This is a genomic window from Pseudomonas sp. 10S4, assembly GCF_034344865.1.
GTDB lineage: Bacteria > Pseudomonadota > Gammaproteobacteria > Pseudomonadales > Pseudomonadaceae > Aquipseudomonas.
On the sequence record NZ_CP133774.1, the window covers coordinates 2,381,205 to 2,401,815 of the forward strand.

The 20,611-nt window shown below is 59.7% G+C and carries 16 protein-coding genes and 3 pseudogenes; 13 read left to right on the forward strand and 6 right to left on the reverse strand.

Annotated features, from left to right (window positions below; all coding sequences use genetic code 11):
• The first annotated feature begins 6 nt into the window (after positions 1-6).
• The 8 genes and pseudogenes from RHM58_RS11000 (at position 7) to RHM58_RS11035 (ending at position 8,687) form a co-directional block, all read left to right on the forward strand.
• Positions 7-339: a YceK/YidQ family lipoprotein gene (locus RHM58_RS11000; protein ID WP_201254952.1), complete on the forward strand. Its 333-nt coding sequence runs from the start codon at positions 7-9 to the stop codon at positions 337-339.
• 172 nt (positions 340-511) lie between these two features.
• Positions 512-2,269: pseudogene (locus RHM58_RS11005) on the forward strand (carbamoyltransferase).
• On the forward strand, positions 2,253-3,383 hold the full coding sequence (locus RHM58_RS11010; protein WP_201200045.1) for a glycosyltransferase: 1,131 nt from the start codon (positions 2,253-2,255) through the stop codon (positions 3,381-3,383). Before RHM58_RS11005 ends, RHM58_RS11010 begins: the two are co-directional and overlap by 17 nt.
• A complete protein-coding gene (locus tag RHM58_RS11015) occupies positions 3,383-4,279 on the forward strand; it encodes an antimicrobial resistance protein Mig-14 (RefSeq protein ID WP_322270361.1) in 897 nt (298 codons plus the stop codon). The genes RHM58_RS11010 and RHM58_RS11015 overlap by 1 nt, the downstream gene beginning before the upstream one ends.
• A gap of 8 nt (positions 4,280-4,287) precedes the next feature.
• The gene (locus RHM58_RS11020; RefSeq protein ID WP_322270362.1) at positions 4,288-5,718 is read left to right on the forward strand and encodes a PIG-L deacetylase family protein; all 1,431 of its coding nucleotides are present in this window, start codon (positions 4,288-4,290) and stop codon (positions 5,716-5,718) included.
• Positions 5,719-5,771: 53 nt separating this feature from the next.
• A complete protein-coding gene (locus tag RHM58_RS11025; RefSeq protein ID WP_201254954.1) occupies positions 5,772-6,689 on the forward strand; it encodes a DUF6625 family protein in 918 nt (305 codons plus the stop codon).
• On the forward strand, positions 6,652-7,806 hold the full coding sequence (locus RHM58_RS11030) for a glycosyltransferase family 4 protein (protein ID WP_322270364.1): 1,155 nt from the start codon (positions 6,652-6,654) through the stop codon (positions 7,804-7,806). The genes RHM58_RS11025 and RHM58_RS11030 overlap by 38 nt, the downstream gene beginning before the upstream one ends.
• Complete coding sequence (locus RHM58_RS11035) at positions 7,803-8,687, forward strand: glycosyltransferase (RefSeq protein ID WP_201254955.1); 885 nt, start codon at positions 7,803-7,805, stop codon at positions 8,685-8,687. The genes RHM58_RS11030 and RHM58_RS11035 overlap by 4 nt, the downstream gene beginning before the upstream one ends.
• A gap of 25 nt (positions 8,688-8,712) precedes the next feature.
• On the opposite strand, the gene RHM58_RS11040 is transcribed toward RHM58_RS11035, so the two are convergent.
• Together RHM58_RS11040 and RHM58_RS11045 are read right to left on the reverse strand one after the other, a co-directional pair.
• The gene (locus tag RHM58_RS11040) at positions 8,713-9,930 is read right to left on the reverse strand and encodes an acyltransferase family protein (RefSeq protein WP_201254956.1); all 1,218 of its coding nucleotides are present in this window, start codon (positions 9,928-9,930) and stop codon (positions 8,713-8,715) included.
• Entirely contained in the window at positions 9,930-11,651 is a 1,722-nt protein-coding gene (locus RHM58_RS11045; RefSeq protein WP_322270365.1) for an O-antigen ligase family protein, read from the reverse strand. The genes RHM58_RS11040 and RHM58_RS11045 overlap by 1 nt, the downstream gene beginning before the upstream one ends.
• A gap of 15 nt (positions 11,652-11,666) precedes the next feature.
• Between RHM58_RS11045 and RHM58_RS11050 the strand changes: the two genes are divergently transcribed.
• The 5 genes and pseudogenes from RHM58_RS11050 to hldE all read left to right on the forward strand — a co-directional run bounded on the left by RHM58_RS11050 (position 11,667) and on the right by hldE (position 16,777).
• The gene (locus RHM58_RS11050) at positions 11,667-11,918 is read left to right on the forward strand and encodes a hypothetical protein (RefSeq protein ID WP_322270367.1); all 252 of its coding nucleotides are present in this window, start codon (positions 11,667-11,669) and stop codon (positions 11,916-11,918) included.
• Between the two features lie 33 nt (positions 11,919-11,951).
• Positions 11,952-13,755 (forward strand): annotated as a pseudogene (gene msbA / locus RHM58_RS11055) (lipid A export permease/ATP-binding protein MsbA).
• A gap of 189 nt (positions 13,756-13,944) precedes the next feature.
• Positions 13,945-14,649 carry a sulfotransferase family 2 domain-containing protein gene (locus tag RHM58_RS11060; RefSeq protein WP_322270369.1) on the forward strand — a complete coding sequence of 235 codons (705 nt, stop codon included), beginning with the start codon at positions 13,945-13,947 and terminating at the stop codon, positions 14,647-14,649.
• Positions 14,642-15,253: an adenylyl-sulfate kinase gene (gene cysC / locus RHM58_RS11065; RefSeq protein ID WP_322270370.1), complete on the forward strand. Its 612-nt coding sequence runs from the start codon at positions 14,642-14,644 to the stop codon at positions 15,251-15,253. Before RHM58_RS11060 ends, cysC begins: the two co-directional genes overlap by 8 nt.
• A 102-nt stretch (positions 15,254-15,355) precedes the next feature.
• Positions 15,356-16,777, forward strand: a complete 1,422-nt coding sequence (gene hldE, locus RHM58_RS11070; protein WP_201200057.1) for a bifunctional D-glycero-beta-D-manno-heptose-7-phosphate kinase/D-glycero-beta-D-manno-heptose 1-phosphate adenylyltransferase HldE — start codon at positions 15,356-15,358, stop codon at positions 16,775-16,777.
• A gap of 252 nt (positions 16,778-17,029) precedes the next feature.
• On the opposite strand, the gene RHM58_RS11075 is transcribed toward hldE, so the two are convergent.
• The 4 genes and pseudogenes from RHM58_RS11075 to RHM58_RS11090 form a co-directional block, all read right to left on the reverse strand.
• Positions 17,030-17,998, reverse strand: coding sequence for a metal ABC transporter ATPase (locus RHM58_RS11075; protein WP_201200059.1), 969 nt, complete (start codon positions 17,996-17,998; stop codon positions 17,030-17,032).
• Positions 17,999-18,030: 32 nt separating this feature from the next.
• A pseudogene (locus RHM58_RS11080) lies at positions 18,031-18,842 on the reverse strand (aldo/keto reductase).
• On the reverse strand, positions 18,839-20,014 hold the full coding sequence (locus RHM58_RS11085; protein ID WP_201200063.1) for an NAD(P)/FAD-dependent oxidoreductase: 1,176 nt from the start codon (positions 20,012-20,014) through the stop codon (positions 18,839-18,841). Before RHM58_RS11085 ends, RHM58_RS11080 begins: the two are co-directional and overlap by 4 nt.
• 261 nt (positions 20,015-20,275) lie before the next feature.
• On the reverse strand, positions 20,276-20,608 hold the full coding sequence (locus RHM58_RS11090) for a DMT family transporter (protein ID WP_201189584.1): 333 nt from the start codon (positions 20,606-20,608) through the stop codon (positions 20,276-20,278).
• Positions 20,609-20,611 lie beyond the last annotated feature (3 nt).

The window sequence follows — 20,611 nt, forward strand, 5'->3', positions numbered from 1 at the left end:
ATTCAGATGAAAAAAATAGCGGTTGTACTGGGCGCCTGTTCACTGACCTTATTCGGCTGTGGCACCGCCGTAACGGTGCTGCAAGACGATGCCGATGCCGCCCGCGGCCTCAGAAAACAAAAGACCTACTGCCAATCCATCCCGCGCATCTACAGCGGCCTGGCCTATGACTTTTGCGTACTGAACGCACCACCCGACCCCACCGGTATTCTGGTGCCACTGGTCTTGCTGGATTTGGGCCTGTCGGGTGTTCTGGATACGGTGGTCTTGCCCTACACGATCTATCGGCAGGGGGCCGACGGCAATATTGCGATTTATTGGCGGCCGGGTCGCGGATAAGCCCCGGCAGCAGCCTTTGGCCGCCCCTTCTTCAGCGGCTGATCACCGCAGGGTCATTCCCGTCATGTTTACGCTATAATCCCGCCCTTTAGCTGTCTCTCGCCCCTTGCGAGGGCACATTAATTTTTGAGGCGCTTGTCGCCTGTATGCAGACTAAAGAGGCTAGACCCCTGTGGCATTGACGATTCTTGGCCTGTCCGGCGCCCTTAGCCATGATCCTTCCGCAGCCTTGTACATCGACGGCAAGCTGGTCGCGGCGGCTGAGGAAGAGCGCTTCGTACGCGATAAACATGCAAAGAACCGCATGCCCTACGAATCGGCGAAGTTCTGCCTCGAACAGGCAGGCATCAAGCCGTCCGACGTTGATGTGGTCGCGATTCCGTTCGCCCCGATCAGCCTGTTCGGCAAAGCGCGCTGGCACTACGCCAAGCGTTACTGGTACGCCCCGGACCGCGCCCTCGACGCGATCCTGATGGGCAACCGTCGCTACAAGCGCTATCGCAACAAGATCGTGTTCTGCCTTGAGCAACTGGGCTTCGACCCGAAGAAAATCAAGATCGAACCGGTCGAGCACCACCCCGCTCACCCTCCAGCGCTTACCACTGCTCCGGTTTCAAAGAGAAGACCGCGATCCTGGGGATCGACGGCAAGGGTGAGTACGCCACGACCTTCTTTGGTTATGGCGAAAACGGCAAGATCCACAAGATCAAGGAATTCTTCGATCCTGACTCCCTCGGCGGCCTGTACGGCGCGATCACCGAGTTCCTCGGTTTCGAGATGCTCGATGGCGAGTTCAAGGTCATGGGTATGGCGCCGTACGGCGATCCAAGCAAATACGATTTCTCGCGCCTGGCTTCGTTTGAAAACGGTGAGCTGGTGATCAATACCGACTACGCCAACGTTATCGGGCTGCGTCGCTACAAAGAGAAGGGCAAAGGCTTCTACTTCTCGCCGAAGCTGATCGAGTGGCTGGGTCCGCAAGCGCGAAGGCGATATCGCCGACGAGCCGTACATCCACTATGCCGCCAGCATGCAAGCGCTGTTCGAAAAGATCTCGCTGCAGATGATCGACCACTACTTGGGCGACGTGCTCAAGGAAACCGGCAAACTGGCCTTCGCCGGTGGCTGTGCGTTGAACGTCAAGCTGAACCAGAAAATCATCGCCCGCGACGACGTCAACGAACTGTTCGTGCAACCGGCGTCCGGCGATGCCGGCACCGCGGTCGGTGCGGCGGCTTATGTGTCCCACGCCCGTGGCGTACCGGTCGAGAAGATGGAACACGTCTACCTCGGCCCGTCGTACAGCAACGAAGACGTGATCGCCGCGTGTGCCCGTCACCCGAGCAAGCCAACCTGGCGCAAGCTCGAGAACATGCCGGAAAACATCGCCAAGATCATGGTCGACGGCAACCCGGTGGCCTGGTTCCAGGGCCGCATGGAGTTTGGTCCGCGTGCGTTGGGTGGTCGTTCGATCATCGGTTGCCCGAGTGCGACCGGCGTGGCTGACCGCATCAACCACCAGATCAAGTTCCGCGAGCGCTGGAGGCCTTTCTGCCCGTCGATGCTCGACACCGTGGCCCCGCAGATGATCAAGATCGATCACCCGGCGCCGTTCATGACCTTCACCTTTGAAGTGGCTGAAGAGTGGAAGACCCGCGTGCCGGAAGTCGTCCACGAAGACGGCACCTCCCGGGCCCAGGTGCTCAAGCGCGAATACAACCCGCGCTACTACGACATGATGAAAGCGCTGGAAGTGCTGACCGGCAACGGCGTGTCGCTGAACACCTCGCTCAACCGTCGTGGCGAGCCGATGATCTGCTCGCCGACCGACGCCCTGAACATGTTCTTCGGCTCCGACCTGCAATACCTGATCATGGAAGACATTCTGGTGGTCAAAGAAGGCGCGGACGCTTATGACACGCTCGGCTGAACGCCATGTGTTGCAGTTCTGTCACGGCTATGACGGGCCGTTCCTGGACTGCGCCCGGCAGTACGCCAGCCTGTTCGCGGGGACTGGCTATCGGGTGACTACGGTCTTTTTGACCGGGGCCGCCGATGCCGAGGTCGCCGCGGGCTGCGCTTCCGACGAAGTGCTGTTCATGGAATACAGCTCCAAGGCTATTCGTGGCCTGAAGCTGGGCGCCATCGGCGATCTGCGCAAGATCGCCGCTTCGCGCAATTTCAGCTTCTGTATTGCCCATCGCTTCAAGCCGATCTACATCGCCTTGCTCGGCACTTCGTTGCCGGTGATTGGCGTGCACCACGCGTTTGGCGATTACAAGCGCGGCACCCGCAGACTGTTCGCGCATATTTTCCGCAAGCGCCTGAGCCTGCTCGGGGTGTCCGATGCGGTGCGCGACGACATGCGCAAATGCCTGCCGAAATGGCCGGCGGCGCGGATTCAGACGCTCTACAACCGTATCGATGTGCAGTCCTTGCAGGTCAGCCAGGTATCGGTTCGTGAGGCTCGGGAAACCCTCGGTCTGGCGGCGGATGCCTGGGTGGTCGGCAACGTCGGGCGGCTGCATCCGGACAAGGATCAGGCCACGCTGTTGCACGGTTTTGCTGCGGCGTTGCCGGGTTTGCCAGGTAACAGCCAACTGGTGATTCTCGGTTCCGGTCGCCTGGAACAGGACCTCAAGTCGTTGGCCCGCGAACTCGGGATCGGCGACCGTGTGCTGTTCCTCGGGCAGGTGCCTGACGCCCGGCGCTACTTCCGGGCTTTCGATGTGTTCGCCTTGAGTTCCGATCACGAACCGTTCGGCATGGTGCTGCTCGAAGCCATGGCCGCTGGCGTACCGTTGCTCGCCACCGCGTGCGGTGGGGCGAAGGAAGTGGTTGAAGGTGTGGGCATTCTGTTCCCGCTGGGCGATGCCGAGCACTTGGCTCAAGGGCTGCAACATTTGGCCGCGATGGATGAGCAGCAACGTCGTCAATGCGCCGAGATGATGCTCGACCGTTTGCGAGAGCGCTTCAGCGACCGGGCGGTACGCGACGCTTTCTGGCATTTGCCACACGTTACCGAACTGGCACAGAGGGGCTGATGCTCAACCGATTTCAAGGCTGGCGCGAACGAGGCTGGGCGTCGGTTGACGCCTCGACGTATGCCGATGCCTGGCAGCGTTTTGGCGGCAGCGTCGCCACTCATCCGCTGGTGGTCGAACGCTTGGCGCAGTTGGCCGGGATCCCGGTGCGTTACCTGGCCTGGGAGCAGGATGGCGAAGTCAAAGCCGCGATTGCGACCTGGGGTCGCGACCTGGCGCTGTCCAAGGATGTGCTCAAACGCAGTGGCAAGAAAGGCCTGTTCGACCTTGGCAATGCCGAGCTGATCCTGCCGGCCGCCGCCGATGCCCAGGCACCCTTGCGTCATCGCGGGCGCTATTTATCAGCGCTGAACGAAGGTCGCTTCACCGGCATCAAGTTGCAAACCGAGCAACTGGCCATGGCCCGGACCCCGGAAGAACTGTCGAAGAAGTTTCGCTACAACCAGCGCCGCGAACTGCGTCTGCTGGAAGAGGCGGGCGGAGTGGTGCGGCCGGTGTCCGAGTTTTCCAGTGCCGAATTAGCGGCGATCTACTGCGACTTGTTCCAGCGCCGCTGGGGTTTCCCTGCCACCGGTGCGACGCGCATGGGCGAGGTGATCGAGTTGCTGCGCGAGCTGCTGATCGGCTCGGTGATTTTCCTCAACGATGCGCCGATTGCGATTCAACTGGTGTACCGGGTTGAAGCGCCTGCGTGGATCAGCGTCGAGTACATCAATGGTGGCGTCGACCCTGAAACCCGCGAATTCAGCCCAGGCAGCGTGCTGAGTTTTCTCAACACCCAAAGCGCCTGGGAACACGCACGAGCCCTGGATAAGCCGCTGAGGTTTTCCTTCGGTCGGGCCGACCGTGAATACAAGGACCGCTGGTGCAATCCTGTGCCGGTCTTCACCGTATGAGCCAACCCATGAGTCGCAAACAGCAACTGCTCAAGCGTCACCGTCGCACCAAACGCCTCGGCCTGCTGATAGCGCTGGTGCTGTTGATTGGCATTGGCATGCTGGTGGCCTGGTGGTTGCCGCTGGTGCTCGCGGTTTTGGGCTGGATCGCTCACGAGGCGTGGTTCGCCGACCATTTGTTCTATTCGCCGAAAGACGATTATCAGTACAGCTTCCCGCCCTACACCCAGCGGCCCAAGGTTCATCTGGTGGGCGAGCATTTGCGGCTGGACGAAGGCGTCATGCTGGTCGACGACGCCACGCTGGTGTTGGCGTTGCAGGTAAAAAGCACTTGGTTGGGCCGTTTTATCGACCCGGTGGTTGAGCTGGCTGGGGGCAACAACCCGGATCGGCAAACCTTCGAGCGTGGGGTGAATGGCCTGCGCTACCTGAACCTCACTGGTCAGGCGCACGTTCTATCCCAGGGCCAACTGCGCTTGCGCGGGCGCTTCTGCCGGATTTCTGGCGAGCCGGTGCTCTGGGCTTTTGAACAGCCGGATTATCACCGTCAGCGGGTGATGGTCATCGCGCCACACGCCGACGATGCCGAACTGGCGGCCTACGGTTTGTACAGCCAGGCCAATGAGGCCTGGATTGTCACCCTGACGGCTGGCGAGATCGAAGCCGAGCACTATCAGCAGTTTGGGCTGAACAAGGTCGAAGCGGCGCGTCTCAAGGGCCGTCTGCGCACCTGGGACAGCATCGCGGTACCGCGCTGGGCCGGAGTGCCAGAAGCGCATTGCGTGCAACTGGGTTATTTCTGTCTGCAACTGGCGGCCATGAAAGCGGCGCCGTCGCAGCCGATGGGGTCGCGAGAGGCGGAGTTGAATGACACCCGCCTGTTTCGCCAGTTGAACCCGTTTGCCTTGCCCGGTGATGCCGACGGTGCGCCGACCTGGAACAATTTGCTGGCCGACCTGCGCGAAGTGTTGCTGCGAGCACGCCCGGACGTCATCGTGCTGCCGCATCCGACCCTCGATCCGCATCCCGACCATATCTGCGCTCAAGAGGCGGTACTCGAAGCTTTGAAAGGCCTGGACTGGCAGCCAACCCTGCTCGGCTATGCCAATCATCTGCATGACAATGATCGCTGGCCGATGGGCGATGCCGGCCATGGCATCGCGCTGCCCCCGGCGTTCGATTCGAGTCTGGCAATGCATCCTTGCTGCTTGCCGATGTCCCTGGAGCAACAGCGCGACAAGGCCATGGCATTGGGTATGATGCATGACCTGCAACCGCCCATGCCGTTCAAGCGACGTTTGCGTCGCTGGATACAACGACTGCTGGCCGGGCGGGTCCCGCCAACCTATGGCGAGAACGAGTTCTTCCGAAAAGCCGTCAGGCGCCATGAATTGTTTTGGGTTTTGAAGCATAACGATACATCTACACCGCAAAAATGAAGCACGACGCGGTTTAGCATGTCGGCAATTTAACCAGCCGCAGTGAAGTACCTGTGATGAGTCCATGTCCGCGTATTCTTTTTCTGATTCCTTATTTTGGCCAATGGCCATTTTGGATGCCGTTCTTTCTGGAGAGTTGCAGGCGCAATACGGACATTGACTGGTTGTTGTTCAGTGACTGCGGCATTCCCGAGAACCTGCCGCCCAACGTCACTGTCGAGACCATGAGCTTCGGCGATTACTGTGGGCTGGTGTCCCGGCGCTTGAATATCGACTTTGCGCCCGATGCGGCTTACAAGCTGTGCGACATCAAACCGGCGCTGGGACACATCCACGCCGACCGCCTGCAAGGCTATGATTTCTGGGCGTTCGGCGATATTGATCTGGTGTATGGTGACCTGCGCAGTTATTTCACCCCGGATCGGCTAGCTGCGTGTGACCTGTTTTCCACCCATGAGCGCAGGGTCGCAGGGCATCTGTGCCTGATGCGCAATACCGCGCGCAAGCGCGAGGTGTTCATGCAGATCAAGGGTTGGCAAAAGCGCTTTACCGATCATGAACATCACGCGCTGGACGAGGGGGCCTTCAGCCGCATCTTCCTCTGGCGCAAGAATTTGCCCGAGCCTTTGTTCACGTTTGTGGGCAAGTTCAATCCGTGGCGTCGTCGCAGCGAGTTCATCGAGGCATTCAGCACGCCGGGTGGCTGTATCAAGTGGCACGACGGCACGGATGATTTTCCGCACCAGTGGAATTGGCGCAATGGCTGTTTGAGCAATGATCGCGATGGCGATCGCCGGTTTCCGTATTTCCACTTTGTTTGCTGGAAACGCAACGAGTGGTCACGGTTGCCCCAACCCGATCCGGCCGAGGTCAGGCGCATCGCCGCTGACCCGGCCTGGGTCATCGATGCAACTGGTTTCCACGGGGAGAGTTATGAGTCAACGGTCAAAGGTCCTGCAGCTGCAGCCTGACTACAACGTCAAAGCCCATGATTTTGCCGACCTTGCAGAGCAGATCGTCAAGGCGCTGCCAAGCGATCGCTATGAGGTCACCGCGGCGTTCCTGCGTGGCAAGCCCGGGCCTGGCGAGGCGGTGAGCCGTGCCGGCCGTTCGGTGTATTTCGAGTTTTCCGACAAGTCCCTCAAGGGTATGCGCTTGCGCGCAATGTGGCAGTTGTACAAGTTCTGCCGCGCTGAGAAGTTCGACGTGGTGATCTGCAACCGCTTCAAACCGGTGAATATGATGCTGACGCTCAACCGGTGGCTGAAAGTGCCGCTGTGCATCGGCATCTCCCACGGTTTCGGCGAGTACGATCGGTTCTACCGGCGTCGCCAAACCCAACGCCTGATCGATCGCCACTGGCGCTTCGTCGGCGTCTCGCCGGCGGTCAAACAGTACCTGCTGGACTGCGACTGCGGCTTTACCGACCCGAACACCTACGCCATTACCAACGCCATCGACATCGAGCAGGCCGAAGGCTTGCAACACAGCCGCGAGCGCGCTCGTGAGTTGTTGGGGATCGATCCGTCGGTACGGCTGATCGGCGCGCTGGGCCGTTTGGTGTCGGTCAAGGGGCACACCTACCTGTTGCAGGCTTTTGCTGCGCTCAAGGACAAATACCCGAACAGCCATCTGGCGATCATCGGTGCCGGCCGCGAAGAGTCGAAACTGGCGGCCGAGATCGAACGTCTTGGCCTGACTGGCCGTGCGCACCTGTTGGGCTTCAAGGAAATCGCCTTGCAGTACATTCGCGCGTTCGATATCTGGACCATGCCGTCCCTGGCCGAAGGCCTTGGTCTGGCGCTGCTCGAAGGCATGAGCGGGCACCTGCCGGTCATCGCCTCGAACGTGCCGGCGATGCTGCCTCTGATCGAGGGCGCCGGAGGTCTGACGATTACGCCAAAGGATGTGCCGAGCCTGATCGCGGCGCTGGATAACTACCTCGCCCTGTCGGACGACGACCTCAAGGCCAAGGGCGAACAGGCGTTTCGTTATCTGCAGAAAGAACACGACATCGAGGTGTTCCGTCAGGAGTACCTGAACCTGATCGACTCCGGCCTGGAACAGGCCCGCAAGGAACAAAAATGAACGACGCGCAGCCAATCGTTACCGTCATCATCGCGTCGTACAACCACGCTCCCTATATCGAGGAAAGCATCCTCAGTGTCCTCAATCAGACCTACTCGAACATCGAGTTGCTGGTGGTCGATGACGGCTCCAAGGACGACAGCGTCGAGCGCATCAAGGTGTTACAGGCACAGCACGGCTTCGATTTCCGTGTTCAGCAGAATCAGGGGCTGACCAACACGCTCAATGGTGCGATCGCTCGCTCAAAAGGCAGCCTGATCGTGCCGTTCGGTTCCGATGACATCATGTTGCCGGAGCGCATCGCGACCCAAGTTGCGTACATGGACGGCAAGCCCGAGGTTGGTATTTGTGCCGGCAACATCGAACTGATCGACGCCGACGGCAATCTGTACCCGGAGAAGCGCCAGCGCCGGGATGTGCCGTTTCGTCGTCTGGACTTTGATGACATGTTCCTGGAACGCAAGCCCTACCCGCCGGCGCCGACCCTGATGATCCGCCGCGAGGCGCTGGACAAGGTGGGCGGGTTTGATCCGAATATCCGTCTGGAAGACCTGCTGATCGAGCTGAAGGTGACTCATGCCGGTTACTTCATCGACGGCCTGAATGTATTGATGGCGCGCTATCGCAAGCACGCCACCAACTCCTACAAGAACCATCGCTTCATGATCGACAACATCCTGCGCTCCTACGCGTTGTTCAACGATCATCCGCTGTACGACGAGGTACGCTACAAGTTCCTCAGTTCGATGTTCCTGAAAACCGCCAATCGCGATCGCAAACTGGCGCGGGAACTGCTGGCGCAGATCCCGCTCAAGGCCTGGAACAAGAAGACTTGGCGTGGGCTGGGCCGACTCTACTTCTCGCCCCTGGAAAAAGACTGACGGCTATCTCAAGGGTCGCTCGTGCTTAACGAGCGATCTTTTCCTTCAGGCTCTTGTCCGCGTTTTTGCCCTGGCGCAGCCACTGCAAGACTTTCTTGCCAGCGGTAATTCCCGGTTTTTCGATGTACAGGAATGTCATGCTGCTGATGATGATCAGCAGGCATGCGCACAGGGCCATCAACGGCAGGAAGGTCCAGGTTTCACGGGTATCGATAGGTAGTAGATGTGGCAGACGCTGCACCAACAGCCAAAGTACGAAACCGTGCAGCAGGTAGGTGCTGTAGCTGATTTCTCCCAGCCAGCGAATGCTGCGTGGTTTTAGGGCGCCGAACAGCGTATTGCCTGACGCGACGATGACGAAAAACGACGAGAGCAGAAGCAGTGGCATCAAGCTGAACGCACGATCGAATGCGATGAACGCAATGATCAACGCCAGCAAGGCAATGATGCCGGCCAGTCGCGTTTGACTCCAGGCCACCAGATGCGGCCGGCGAACCCAGTACGCGGCACCGATGCCGCCGAGGAAGCTGGACAGAAAGTGCTTCTTGAGCGAGTGTTCCCAGCCAACCAACTGATACAGGGCGTAAATGCCGATCAGGCATAGCACCACTTGCAGCCAGTTACCGCGATAGACGAACACCATGGCGGCCAGCGGCAGCGCCAGATAGAAGAACACCTCGTAACCCAGAGTCCAGGTGACGTTGGAGATCAGCATGCCGGTCTGGTGATACTGGTTGACGTCCGGTCGCTCGAAGGTCAACCAGGACAGAATCTGGCTGACGAGCTGCATGCCAGGCTCCTTCAGCTCCCAGTTCTGCAGATGGAATACCGAGATAAACACAATCAGCATCAGCGGCAAATACAACGGGTAGAGGCGAAACACCCGGGAGACCGCAAACGCCAGCCAGTCGTGTTCACGACCTTGGCTGAGTAACCGGCTCCAGAACAGAAAACCGGTGATCATGAAAAACAGCGCAACGCTGCCCTGGCCGAGCTGTGAATAGAAGTTGCTCGGTGGGAAATCAATCACGCCGGTGCGCAAGAAAATCCAGGTAATGATCGAGTGGTGAATGAACACACCAAAGGCCAGATAGCCACGCAGGCCGTCGATGCTGGCGTAACGACTTTCACCTGAATGTTGCAGGTGTCGGGCGATTTTCGGTACGGCCCGCAACAGCAATGCTGAGGTCGCGATGGCCAGCAAGTAGGCGACCAGCGCAATGAGGGGGTTAGTTTCGGTCATCAATGAGCCTTGGCCGAACTGCTGACGGCCAGCACTTGACGGTGCAGGTTACTTACGGCGGATTTTGACGCCGTCACGGCGTATCCCTGGAGCAGTGCTTCGAAATGATCCTCGAACAACCAGCGCCGGTCCACTGTGTAGCGTTGCATGTGCCGCAAATTGCGTTGGCGCAGCGACAGACTCAAGGATGACGGGTAGATGCGCATATCCGCCAGATCGATCAGGCCGAACTCGCCATCCTCCAGCACCAGTACGTTCCCCAGGTGCAGCGAGCGGAAGTACACGCCTTGTTCATGCAACAGCGCCATGAACTTGCCGAAACGCTCTACCAGCGCCTGACGCACCGCAGGAGCCGTTATCCCTTGCAAGACCTGCCGCAGGGTATTTCCCGACAACGGCGAGTACTGCACTGCACTGCTGCCGTCTTCGAGGCGATACAGGTTCAGGGTCTGTGGGGTGGGAATGCCCATATTGCGCAATTGTTCGCTGTTGACGGCAAAGCGTTCGGAGTAGGGGTTGAAGCTGCCCGAGGTGTACCAGCGACGACGACGAAACAGCTTGAGGAAGCTGCCGTCCGTCAGGCGCAGGACCTTGGGGCCCAGGCCATCTTCCTCGATCACTTGGGCGTTCGCGGTCAGTTGCTGCATCACAGTCGGTGTCAGCGTCTTGACTGGCCTGGCCAGTAAGCGTCGGGCGCGTTGGTTGATGCTCAGTGCGGCGATCAGCGCCAAAGGAATCCACAGCAGGAACCAGTGCTCCTTGGGTCTTGAGATGATCCCGCCGCCTTCTGTCAGGCCGGCACCGATGCCGAATATCAGCCAGGTCGAGGCGACGATAAACAGAGGTTGTACGCGATACCGCCAGCTACTGAACAGGGCCCATGCCTGAAAGAAAAGCCACGGTATAAACCCGAAAATGCCGACGTAATACAGCACGCCCAAGGCAAAGCTATGGGGCTCCTGCAAGGTGTAACCGATGCCGGCATCGATAGTGAGGCTAGCGTTGAAACCATGGCCGATCCATGGATGTTCGGCGATTCTTTGCAGTGCCAGCTGCCAGATTTCGAAGCGATAGGAGTCGCCTCGTTGAGTGATCATCTGTAAAAACAACACGGCAACGGCGGTTCCGCTGACGAATAGCAAACTCAGCAGCACGACAGACCGTCGGTTCCAGCAGATAAAACTGAGCCATAGCGCCGCCAGCGTCAGGGCTACAAGTGGGGTTCTGGAGCCAGTGGCAATTACCGCAGCAAACATGATGACCATCGCCGGAAGGCTGAGCCAGAGCATCTGGCGACGCTTGCAGGTCATGCTCATGCTCAACCAGTAAGCGCAGAAGAAGCCGAAGACGTGGGAGCTGAGCAGCGGGTTGTCGAACGCGCCGCCACCGATCAGGCGCATGCCCGGCTGATAGATATGGGCAAACATGAACAGGTTGTAGACCGAAGCGATCAAACCGACCATTGCGGCACTGAACAGCAAGGGCTGGATGATTTCACTGCGGTGGCGCACCAACAAGTAGCACCCGGCAAACAGCAGCAGCGTATGAAGCACTGGCTTGAACTGGCTGGCGGCGCTTTCGTCATCCGGTGGCCCCCAGCCCAGGCTCAGCATGGCCCAGGCGGCGAACAGCAGCAGCGCAATGAAAACCGGCTCGCGCAGCAGCTCCTTGAGCTCCCGTGGACGCAGGCAAAGGGCAATCAGCGATGGAATGCTGAACAAACCGTAAAACAGTTTGTGGCTTATGTTGCGTCCCGGCAGAAAAAACAACGCGCACAGGAGCAAGAAATAGCCGAGTGGAAGAATCCACAGGCAAATGAAATCGAAGATTCGATTGGTCGTGCTATTGAAACCGCTGAGTTGCATGCTGAGAGATTCAATCCTGAAGTTGATCGGCCATTTTTGGGTGATGGCTATTTGATGCTGAATGCAGTGCCTAACAATAACAGCCTTTATGCGTTTGCCAGAACCCTGAAGAAGCTGTGCTAAAGTCAGCGTCCTTTTTATCGACAAACGCGTGATATGACCGACTCCAGTCTCTCCGCAAGCCCATCGAGCTTGAAAATCTACTTCCGTCTGCTCGGCTATGTACGGCCGTATATCAGTCTGTTCCTGATCAGCATTGTCGGCTTTCTGATTTTCGCTTCGACGCAGCCGATGCTCGGCTACATCCTCAAGTACTTCGTCGATGGCCTGTCCAATCCCGAGGCCGTGCTGTTCCCGACGGTGCCTTACCTGCGCGACCTGCAGCTGCTGCAGGCGGTGCCATTGCTGATCATTCTGATCGCGGCGTGGCAGGGTTTGGGCTCTTATCTGGGCAACTATTTTCTGGCCAAGGTTTCCCTCGGGCTGGTCCATGACCTGCGGGTGCAGTTGTTCAACAACCTGCTGGTTTTGCCTAATCGCTACTTCGACAAGCATAACTCGGGTCATCTGATTTCGCGTATCACCTTCAACGTGACCATGGTGACCGGGGCGGCCACAGATGCGATCAAGGTCGTAATCCGTGAAGGCATGACAGTGATCTTCCTGTTTGCCTCGCTGCTGTTCATGAACTGGCGCCTGACGCTGGTCATGGTCGCCATCCTGCCGCTGATTGCCGTCATGGTGCGCACCGCGAGCAAGAAATTCCGCAAACAAAGCAAGAAGATCCAGGCGGCCATGGGTGACGTGACCCATGTGTCCTCGGAAACGATCCAGGGTTACCGCGTGGTCCGCAGCTTCGGTGGCGAAGTCTACGAACAGAAGCGCTTCCTGGCAGCCAGCCAGGGCAACACCGACAAGCAACTGCGCATGACCCGCACCGGCGCGATCTACACGCCGCTGTTGCAGTTGGTGATTTACACCGCCATGGCTGTGTTGATGTTCCTGGTGCTGTACCTGCGCGGCGATGCGTCGGCCGGTGACATGATTGCCTACATCACCCTGGCCGGCCTGCTCGCCCAAGCCGATCCGCCAGTTGTCCGAAGTCAGCTCGACCATCCAGAAAGGTGTGGCCGGTGCCGAGAGCATCTTCGAACAACTGGACGTTGAGCCAGAAGTCGATACCGGCACCATCGAGCGCGATGCGGTCAGCGGTCGCCTCGATGTGCGCAACTTGAGCTTCACCTACCCCGACACCGATCGCCAGGTACTCAACGACATCAGCTTTTCGGTCGAACCGGGGCAAATGGTGGCGCTGGTGGGGCGTTCGGGCAGTGGCAAATCGACCCTGGCCAACCTGATTCCTCGCTTCTATCACCACGACAAGGGCGAGATCCTGATCGATGGCGTCGAGGTGGAGCAGTACAAACTGCTGAACCTGCGCAAGCACATCTCCCAGGTGACCCAGCATGTGACGCTGTTCAGCGACACCGTGGCCAACAACATCGCTTATGGCGATCTGGCTGGCGCGCCCCGTGAAGACATCGAGAAAGCGGCGAAAGACGCTTACGCCATGGACTTCATCGCGCAATTGCCAGAAGGTCTGGACACTCAGGTTGGCGAGAACGGCGTGTTGCTGTCCGGTGGCCAGCGCCAGCGTCTGGCGATTGCCCGTGCCTTGCTGAAGAACGCGCCGCTGCTGATTCTCGACGAGGCCACTTCGGCCCTTGATACCGAATCGGAGCGGCACATTCAGGCGGCACTGGATCAGGTCATGAAAGGCCGGACCACGCTGGTGATCGCTCACCGTTTGTCGACCATCGAGAAGGCTGATCTGATTCTGGTCATGGATCAGGGCCGGATCGTCGAGCGCGGCACCCATGCCGAATTACTGGCGCAGAACGGTTATTACGCGCGCTTGAATGCCATGGGCCTCGATGCCCCGCAAGTCGATATCGCCTGACCGGCGGTGAGGGTGAGCCGGTCTCATCCTCACCTTGCTCACCGTACGTGCAATGCGCTCGGTGATTTGTATCAAAATATTTACCTTTCTTGACCAAACCAGAATAAAACTTTGCGCTGCGCTTGCTAAGGTTCCTGAACGAACTTTGATTTCAATCGAGGGGGCCATCCCTTTCGCGCGGGTACTGCGATGTTGCAACGATGTCTTTGGAAACTGTTGCCCAAGCAGCAACGAGCTTTCCTGTTGGGGCGCCTGTCGGTCGTGGATCGTCAGGTGGTGAACAAGTCGATGTCAGGCAATTTACAATTCCCCAAACCCTTCGCACAGCAAAAGTGCCTGTTCATTCACGTCCCCAAATGTGCCGGGAGCAGTGTCTGTGCGGCGTTGTTTGATGACTGGAGCCCCGGGCATTTGCCGTTGTACTGGTACGAGGCGCAGTTCCCCGAGCAGTATCGCACCAGTTTTAAGTTCGCCTTTGTCCGGGATCCGCTGGAAAGGGCCTACTCCGCTTACACTTTTTTACGGGGTAACGAGCTGGGTCGGCGCGATCAGGCTGCGCAAAGACTGGTCAATCAGTACCGAGACTTCGACGATTTTGTTGCGCGCTGGCTGCATGCGGATACGATCAGTCGACAGCTGCATTTTGCCGCGCAAACAGATTTTCTCACTGACGCCCTGGGGCACCTGGACCTGGACTTCATCGGTTATCACGAGCACATGGCGCGGGACTTCGGGCTGGTTTGCGAGCACTTGAAGCGCCCGGTGACGCTGCCCCATGTCAACAGCTCGCAACAGCGACAGCCAATGCTTGCCCGGGATTTCTGTACGGTTCGGACCCGGCGACTGGTGCGTCGGGTGTATCAACGCGATTACGAGATGCTCGGTTATGAATAAATCCCAATCGATGTCCATGGAAATGCCTGCCATCCGCCCCTACGGGCTGGCGCTGTCGAATGAAGCCCGGGCCGCGCTCAAGTCGCAGCGCCCGCGCTGCATTTGGTTGACCGGGTTGTCCGGGGCGGGCAAGTCGACGCTGGCCAATGCCCTGGAAGTGCAGCTGAATCAAAGCGGCTTTCACACCTTTATCCTCGACGGTGACAACCTGCGCGGCGGACTGTGCAGCGACCTGGGAATGGGGGCTGATTGTCGTCGGGAAAACATCCGGCGCATGGCCGAGGTGGCGCGATTGATGGTTGATGCCGGCCTGATTGTAATCGTTGCGGCGATATCGCCGTTTCGCGCCGAACGGGAGACCGCACGGCGGTTGTTCGCCGAGGGCGATTTCATCGAAGTGTATGTGAGCACGCCTTTCTCGGTGTGCGCGCAACGTGACACCAAAGGTTTGTATCAGGCTGCACTGGAAGGACGGATCAAGGATTTCACCGGCATCGACAGCCCTTATGAGGCACCGCTGGCGGCAGAGTGCAGTATTGACACCCAGGATCTGGAACTTGATGACGCCTGTGCCCGGTTGTTGGCGATTTTGCTCAATAAATGATCAGAAAACCCTGCCAATTCATCCTGTTGCAGCCGTCGCACAAGCCTGCGCCAACCCTGTGTTAATATCGCGCCCCTGTTCATTTTGTATGTGGGTTGCTCCATGAAGTTGTCCATGCCGCGATTCGATCAAGCCCCTGTCTTGGTGGTCGGCGATGTCATGCTCGACCGTTACTGGCATGGTGGTACCTCACGGATTTCCCCTGAGGCGCCGGTGCCGGTGGTCAAGGTCGAGCAAATCGAGGACCGCCCGGGCGGTGCCGCCAACGTTGCGCTCAACATCGCTGCCCTCGGCGCCCCGGCCTCGCTGGTCGGTGTGACCGGCGACGACGAAGCCGCCGACAGCCTGGCCAACAGCCTGCGTGGCGCTGGCGTGCGGGCGTTGTTCCAGCGCATCAAGCACCAGCCGACCATCGTCAAGTTGCGGGTCATGAGCCGTCACCAGCAACTGCTGCGTATCGACTTCGAAGAACCCTTTGCCACCGACGCCCTGGCGCTGGGCGAACAGGTCGACGAACTGCTCGAAGGCATCAAGGTGCTGGTGTTGTCCGACTACGGCAAAGGCGCGCTGAAAAACCATCAGGTGCTGATCCAGGCCGCCCGCGCCCGTGGCATTCCGGTGCTGGCCGATCCCAAGGGCAAGGATTTCTCGATCTACCGTGGTGCGAGCCTGATCACCCCGAACCTCAGCGAATTCGAAGCCATCGTCGGCGGTTGCGCCGATGAGCACGAATTGGTGAGCAAGGGCGCGACCTTGATGCACGACCTCGACCTCGGCGCCTTGCTGGTGACCCGTGGCGAACACGGTATGACGTTGCTGCGCCCGGATCACCCTGCGCTGCACCTGCCGGCACGTGCCCGTGAAGTGTTTGACGTGACCGGTGCCGGTGACACGGTGATTTCCACGCTGGCGGCCGCGATTGCCGCTGGCGAAGAACTGCCCCACGCGGTGGCCCTGGCCAACCTGGCGGCGGGCATTGTGGTCGGCAAGCTCGGTACGGCGTGCATCAGCGCACCGGAACTGCGTCGCGCCATCCAGCGTGAAGAAGGCTCCGAGCGCGGTGTGCTCGGTCTTGAGCAACTGTTGCTGGCGGTCGACGATGCGCGTGCGCATAACGAGCGGATCGTCTTCACCAACGGTTGCTTCGACATCCTGCATGCCGGCCACGTGACCTACCTCGAGCAGGCGCGGGCTCAGGGCGATCGTCTGATCGTCGCGGTCAACGACGACGCTTCGGTGAGTCGCTTGAAAGGGCCGGGTCGTCCGATCAACAGCGTTGACCGGCGCATGGCGGTACTGGCCGGTCTGGGCGCGGTGGATTGGGTCATCAGTTTCCCTGAAGGCACCCCGGAAAACCTGCTGCGCGAGGTCAAGCCGGACGTGTTGGTCAAGGGCGGGGACTACGGGATCGACCAAGTGGTCGGCGCGGACATCGTGACCGCTTATGGTGGGACGGTGAAAGTGTTGGGGTTGGTGGAAAACAGCTCAACTACCGCAATTGTCGAGAAGATCCGCAATAACTGATTGGGGCTGAGGGATTGTTGTGGCGAGGGGCTTGCCCCCGTTCGGCTGCGAAGCAGTCGTAAAACCTGAAAGTGCGGTGTAACTGGCAGAATGCTGGGAGCTGCTGCGCAGCCCAACGGGGGCAAGCCCCCCCTCGCCACAACAAGCGTCATGACCGGTTAATTGCAACATCAAAAGATCGCAGCCTCCGGCAGCTCCTACAGGTGTACACATAACCCTGTAGGAGCTGCCGGAGGCTGCGATCTTTTACTTTCAGGAGCTGACTTTTTTACGCGGCACGATTTTCTTCAGCAGTTGCTTGGCCTTGCCACGCAACCGCGCCAACCCCGAATCTTTCCCCGGCGGGGCCAGTCCTTGCTGGCGCACCCAATCCTTCCAGCGAATCCGCTCATCGCGCACCAGCCAGCCTTCCTGTTGGGCAAAGCTCTCGGCCAGGTACAACCCGCGCGTACTCGCCGGGTATAGCTGATCCTTTTTCAATGTGTAGAGCTCGGCCATTGGCTGGCCATCCTGCAACGGCATCAAGTACAAATCCGGACGCTTGCGATCCAGTCGCGCCACCAGTTGATCACCTTCCAGTCGCTCGTCGACATGAAACAGACTCAGCGACTTGGCTTCCTTGGGCACGTCCAGACGCAAGTCATAGATCAATTGCAGGGACGCGGTCGGCAAATGCACGTAGGCCCTTGGCCGCTCGATCAGTTGCATGTTGGCACACCGCACCGGTCGCGCCGCGCCGGACAACGGGGTCAGTCGAAATGGCAGCGCTTCGCGATAATGCAGGGCGGTGGAATAGGGCGCCGGCAGCCAGGTGTCGTTGAAACGCCCGCTGAGCCAGCCTTCCGGGGTTTCCAGCAGGCACTCTTCGGCAATCTCCTGGATCGCCGTGTGCAGTGGCAGGTTCAGTTCATGGGCCGGCACGTAACCGGAAATCAGCTTGAGGACCACATCGCCACGGTCCTGCCGACGCTGACGCACCAGCACCCAATAATCGCGGCTTTGCCAATGCAGGGTCAGGCGCACCGAGACCCCCAGATTGGCCAGCTCAAGCGCAAAGCGCTCGGTGTCGGCCACTGCCACTGGGCGGCGGCGTTGCAGGGTCTGGGAGAAATTCAGCGGCATCCCGACGCTCTGATAGCTCAAGCCTTCGGGAGTCGCTTCGACGTACAGCGGCAGGGTCTTGAAGTTGCTCGGGTTCTTTCTAATGAGCGTACGCGGCATGTCGGCTCCTGCTTAAGGCCGCGTGGGCGGCATCAGTTTCTACGAAGGACTTGGGCAACGGTCGCGACGTTGTGGGCGAGGTGCAGCGGATTGATGGTCCCGACAATAGCACTGGCAACACCCGGATGTTCAAACAACAACTCGAAGCTGGCGCGCACCGGGTCGACGCCGGGGCTCAGGCAGACGTGACCGCTGGCGAGGGCTTTTTCACCAGGATGGCTTTGCCGTGAGCAGCAGCATAGTCAATGACGGCTTTTTCGTTTTGTTCGTTCAAATTGTAGGTGACCATGGCGCAATCACCTTGTTCCAGAGCCTTCAAGCCGCCTTCAACGGTTTTGCCGGAAAAACCGAAACCGCGAATCTTGCCTTCGGCCTTGAGCTCGGCGAGAGTCGCGTAGACCTCGCAGTCGTTGAGGATCGCAAGGTCGTTGCCGTCGGAGTGCACCAGCACCAGGTCGATAAAATCCGTTTCCAGGCGTTGCAGGCTGCGTTCCACCGAACGGCGTGTGTGAGCGGCGCTGAAATCGTGGTTCGACTGGCCGTCGGCAAACTCTTCGCCGACCTTGCTGACAATCACCCAGTCCTGACGCTGACCGCGCAGCAACGGGCCGAGGCGTTCTTCGCTGCGGCCATAGGCCGGGGCGGTGTCGATCAGGTTGATGCCCATGTCGCGGGCGAGTTTGAGCAGCATGCGCGCTTCGTCATCGTCCGGGATCTGGAAGCCGTTGGGGTATTTCACCCCTTGATCGCGACCGAGTTTGACGGTGCCCAGGCCCAGCGGTGAAACCAGCAGGCCGGTGCTGCCCAGCGGGCGATGCAGGTCGTGCAGGGTCGGTTGGCTCATGGCAGCAGTTGCTCCCACGCCGCAACACCCATCGGTGGTTTTGGCAGCTCGGGCAACGGCGCAGCAGGGCCGGGTTGAATGCCGTCGCGGTCAAGGCTGGCGATGACCCGGTCGGCGAAGTCCGGCGCCAGCGCCAGTTTGGTAGGCCAACCGACCAGCAGTCGACCTTGCTCGGCGAGGAAGGCTTTGTCCGGTCGGGTCAGGCCTGTTTGCAACGGCTCGGCGCGATCCACGCGTAAGGTGGCCCATTGCGTGGTGCTCAAGTCGATCCATGGCAGCAACTGGCCGAGTTCTTTCTGCGCCGTGGCGATTTGCTCGGCGGGTTCGCGGGCAACACCTTCGGCTTCGGCAATGTCCCCGCCCAGGTACCAGATCCATTGGCCATCAGCGGCCGGATGGGTGGTCACGGTGATGCGCGGTTTGGTGCCGCCGCCCAGGCAGTGGGCGTACAGCGGTTTGAGGCTCGGGCCTTTGGCGATGATCATATGCAACGGCCGGCGCTGCATGGCGGGCTGAGTCAGCCCCAGCGCTTCGAGCAGCGCAGCGGTCCCGGCACCGGCGCTAAGGACGATGCGCTGGGCGCGAATCTCGCGGCCGTCGACTTTCAGGCCGACCAGAATTCCACCTTCCAGAAACGGTTCGATTGTCTGCCCGGCGAGCAAACCATCACCCGCCAGATCCGCCAGGCGCTGGATCAGGCTCGGGACGTCGACCACCAGTTCTGCCAGGCGATAAACCTTGCCCTTGAAGCGCTTGTCTTGCAGGGCTGGCGGCAGTTGGTCGCCCTTGACCTGATCGACCCGCCCGCGCACGGCTTTGCTGGCGAAGAAACTGGTGAGGTTGCCGGCAATCGTGCCGGGGGACCACAGGTAGTGGGCTTCGGACAACAGGCGCACGCCGGTCAGGTCCAGTTCGCCGTCACCGGCCAGCGCCTCACGCCAGCGGCGCGGCATGTCGGCGATGGCCTCCGAGGCGCCGGTCAAGGCGCCGTGCAACGCATATTTAGCGCCACCGTGGATGATGCCCTGGGACTTCACGCTTTGCCCGCCACCGAGGCTGGCACTTTCCACCAGCACGGTCGAAAAACCCTGACGGCGCAGGCGCGCATTCAGCCAAAGGCCGGCGACACCAGCGCCGACAATCAGAACGTCGGTGGAAATAACAGATGGCATGCGGCGACCTCAGTGTTCAAGACGAGGGCGCAGTATACAGACTCGAAGATTAGAGGTTTTGCTGGCGATCAATAGATGGCCAGACACCACCGCACCTGTGGCGAGGGAGCTTGCTCCGCTGGGCTGCGTAGCAGCCCCAAACCCTGAGCATGCGGTCTTTCAGGCAGACCGCATTGTCTGGTTTTACGACTGCTTCGCAGCCGAGCGGGAGCAAGCTCCCTCGCCACAGGGGATTGATGCCGCAGGGATTGATGTGGGCAGTTAGTGCCCGGCGGTTTTGGAGAAAAGCTGGATCACCACAACGCCGAGCACAATCAACCCCATCCCCAGCATCGCCGGTACATCCAGCTTCTGCCCGTAGATAAACAGCGCTGCCACGCTGACCATCACAATTCCCATGCCGGCCCATACCGCGTAAGCGACGCCCACCGGAACACTGCGCACCACCAGGGTTAGCATCCAGAAAGCGATGCTGTAGCCGACGATCACCAGGATCAGTGGCAGGGGCGTGCTGAAGCCTTTGACCGCTTTCATCGAAACAGTGGCGATCACTTCGGCGCAGATGGCGATGGCCAGGTAGTAGTAAGCGGTCATGGG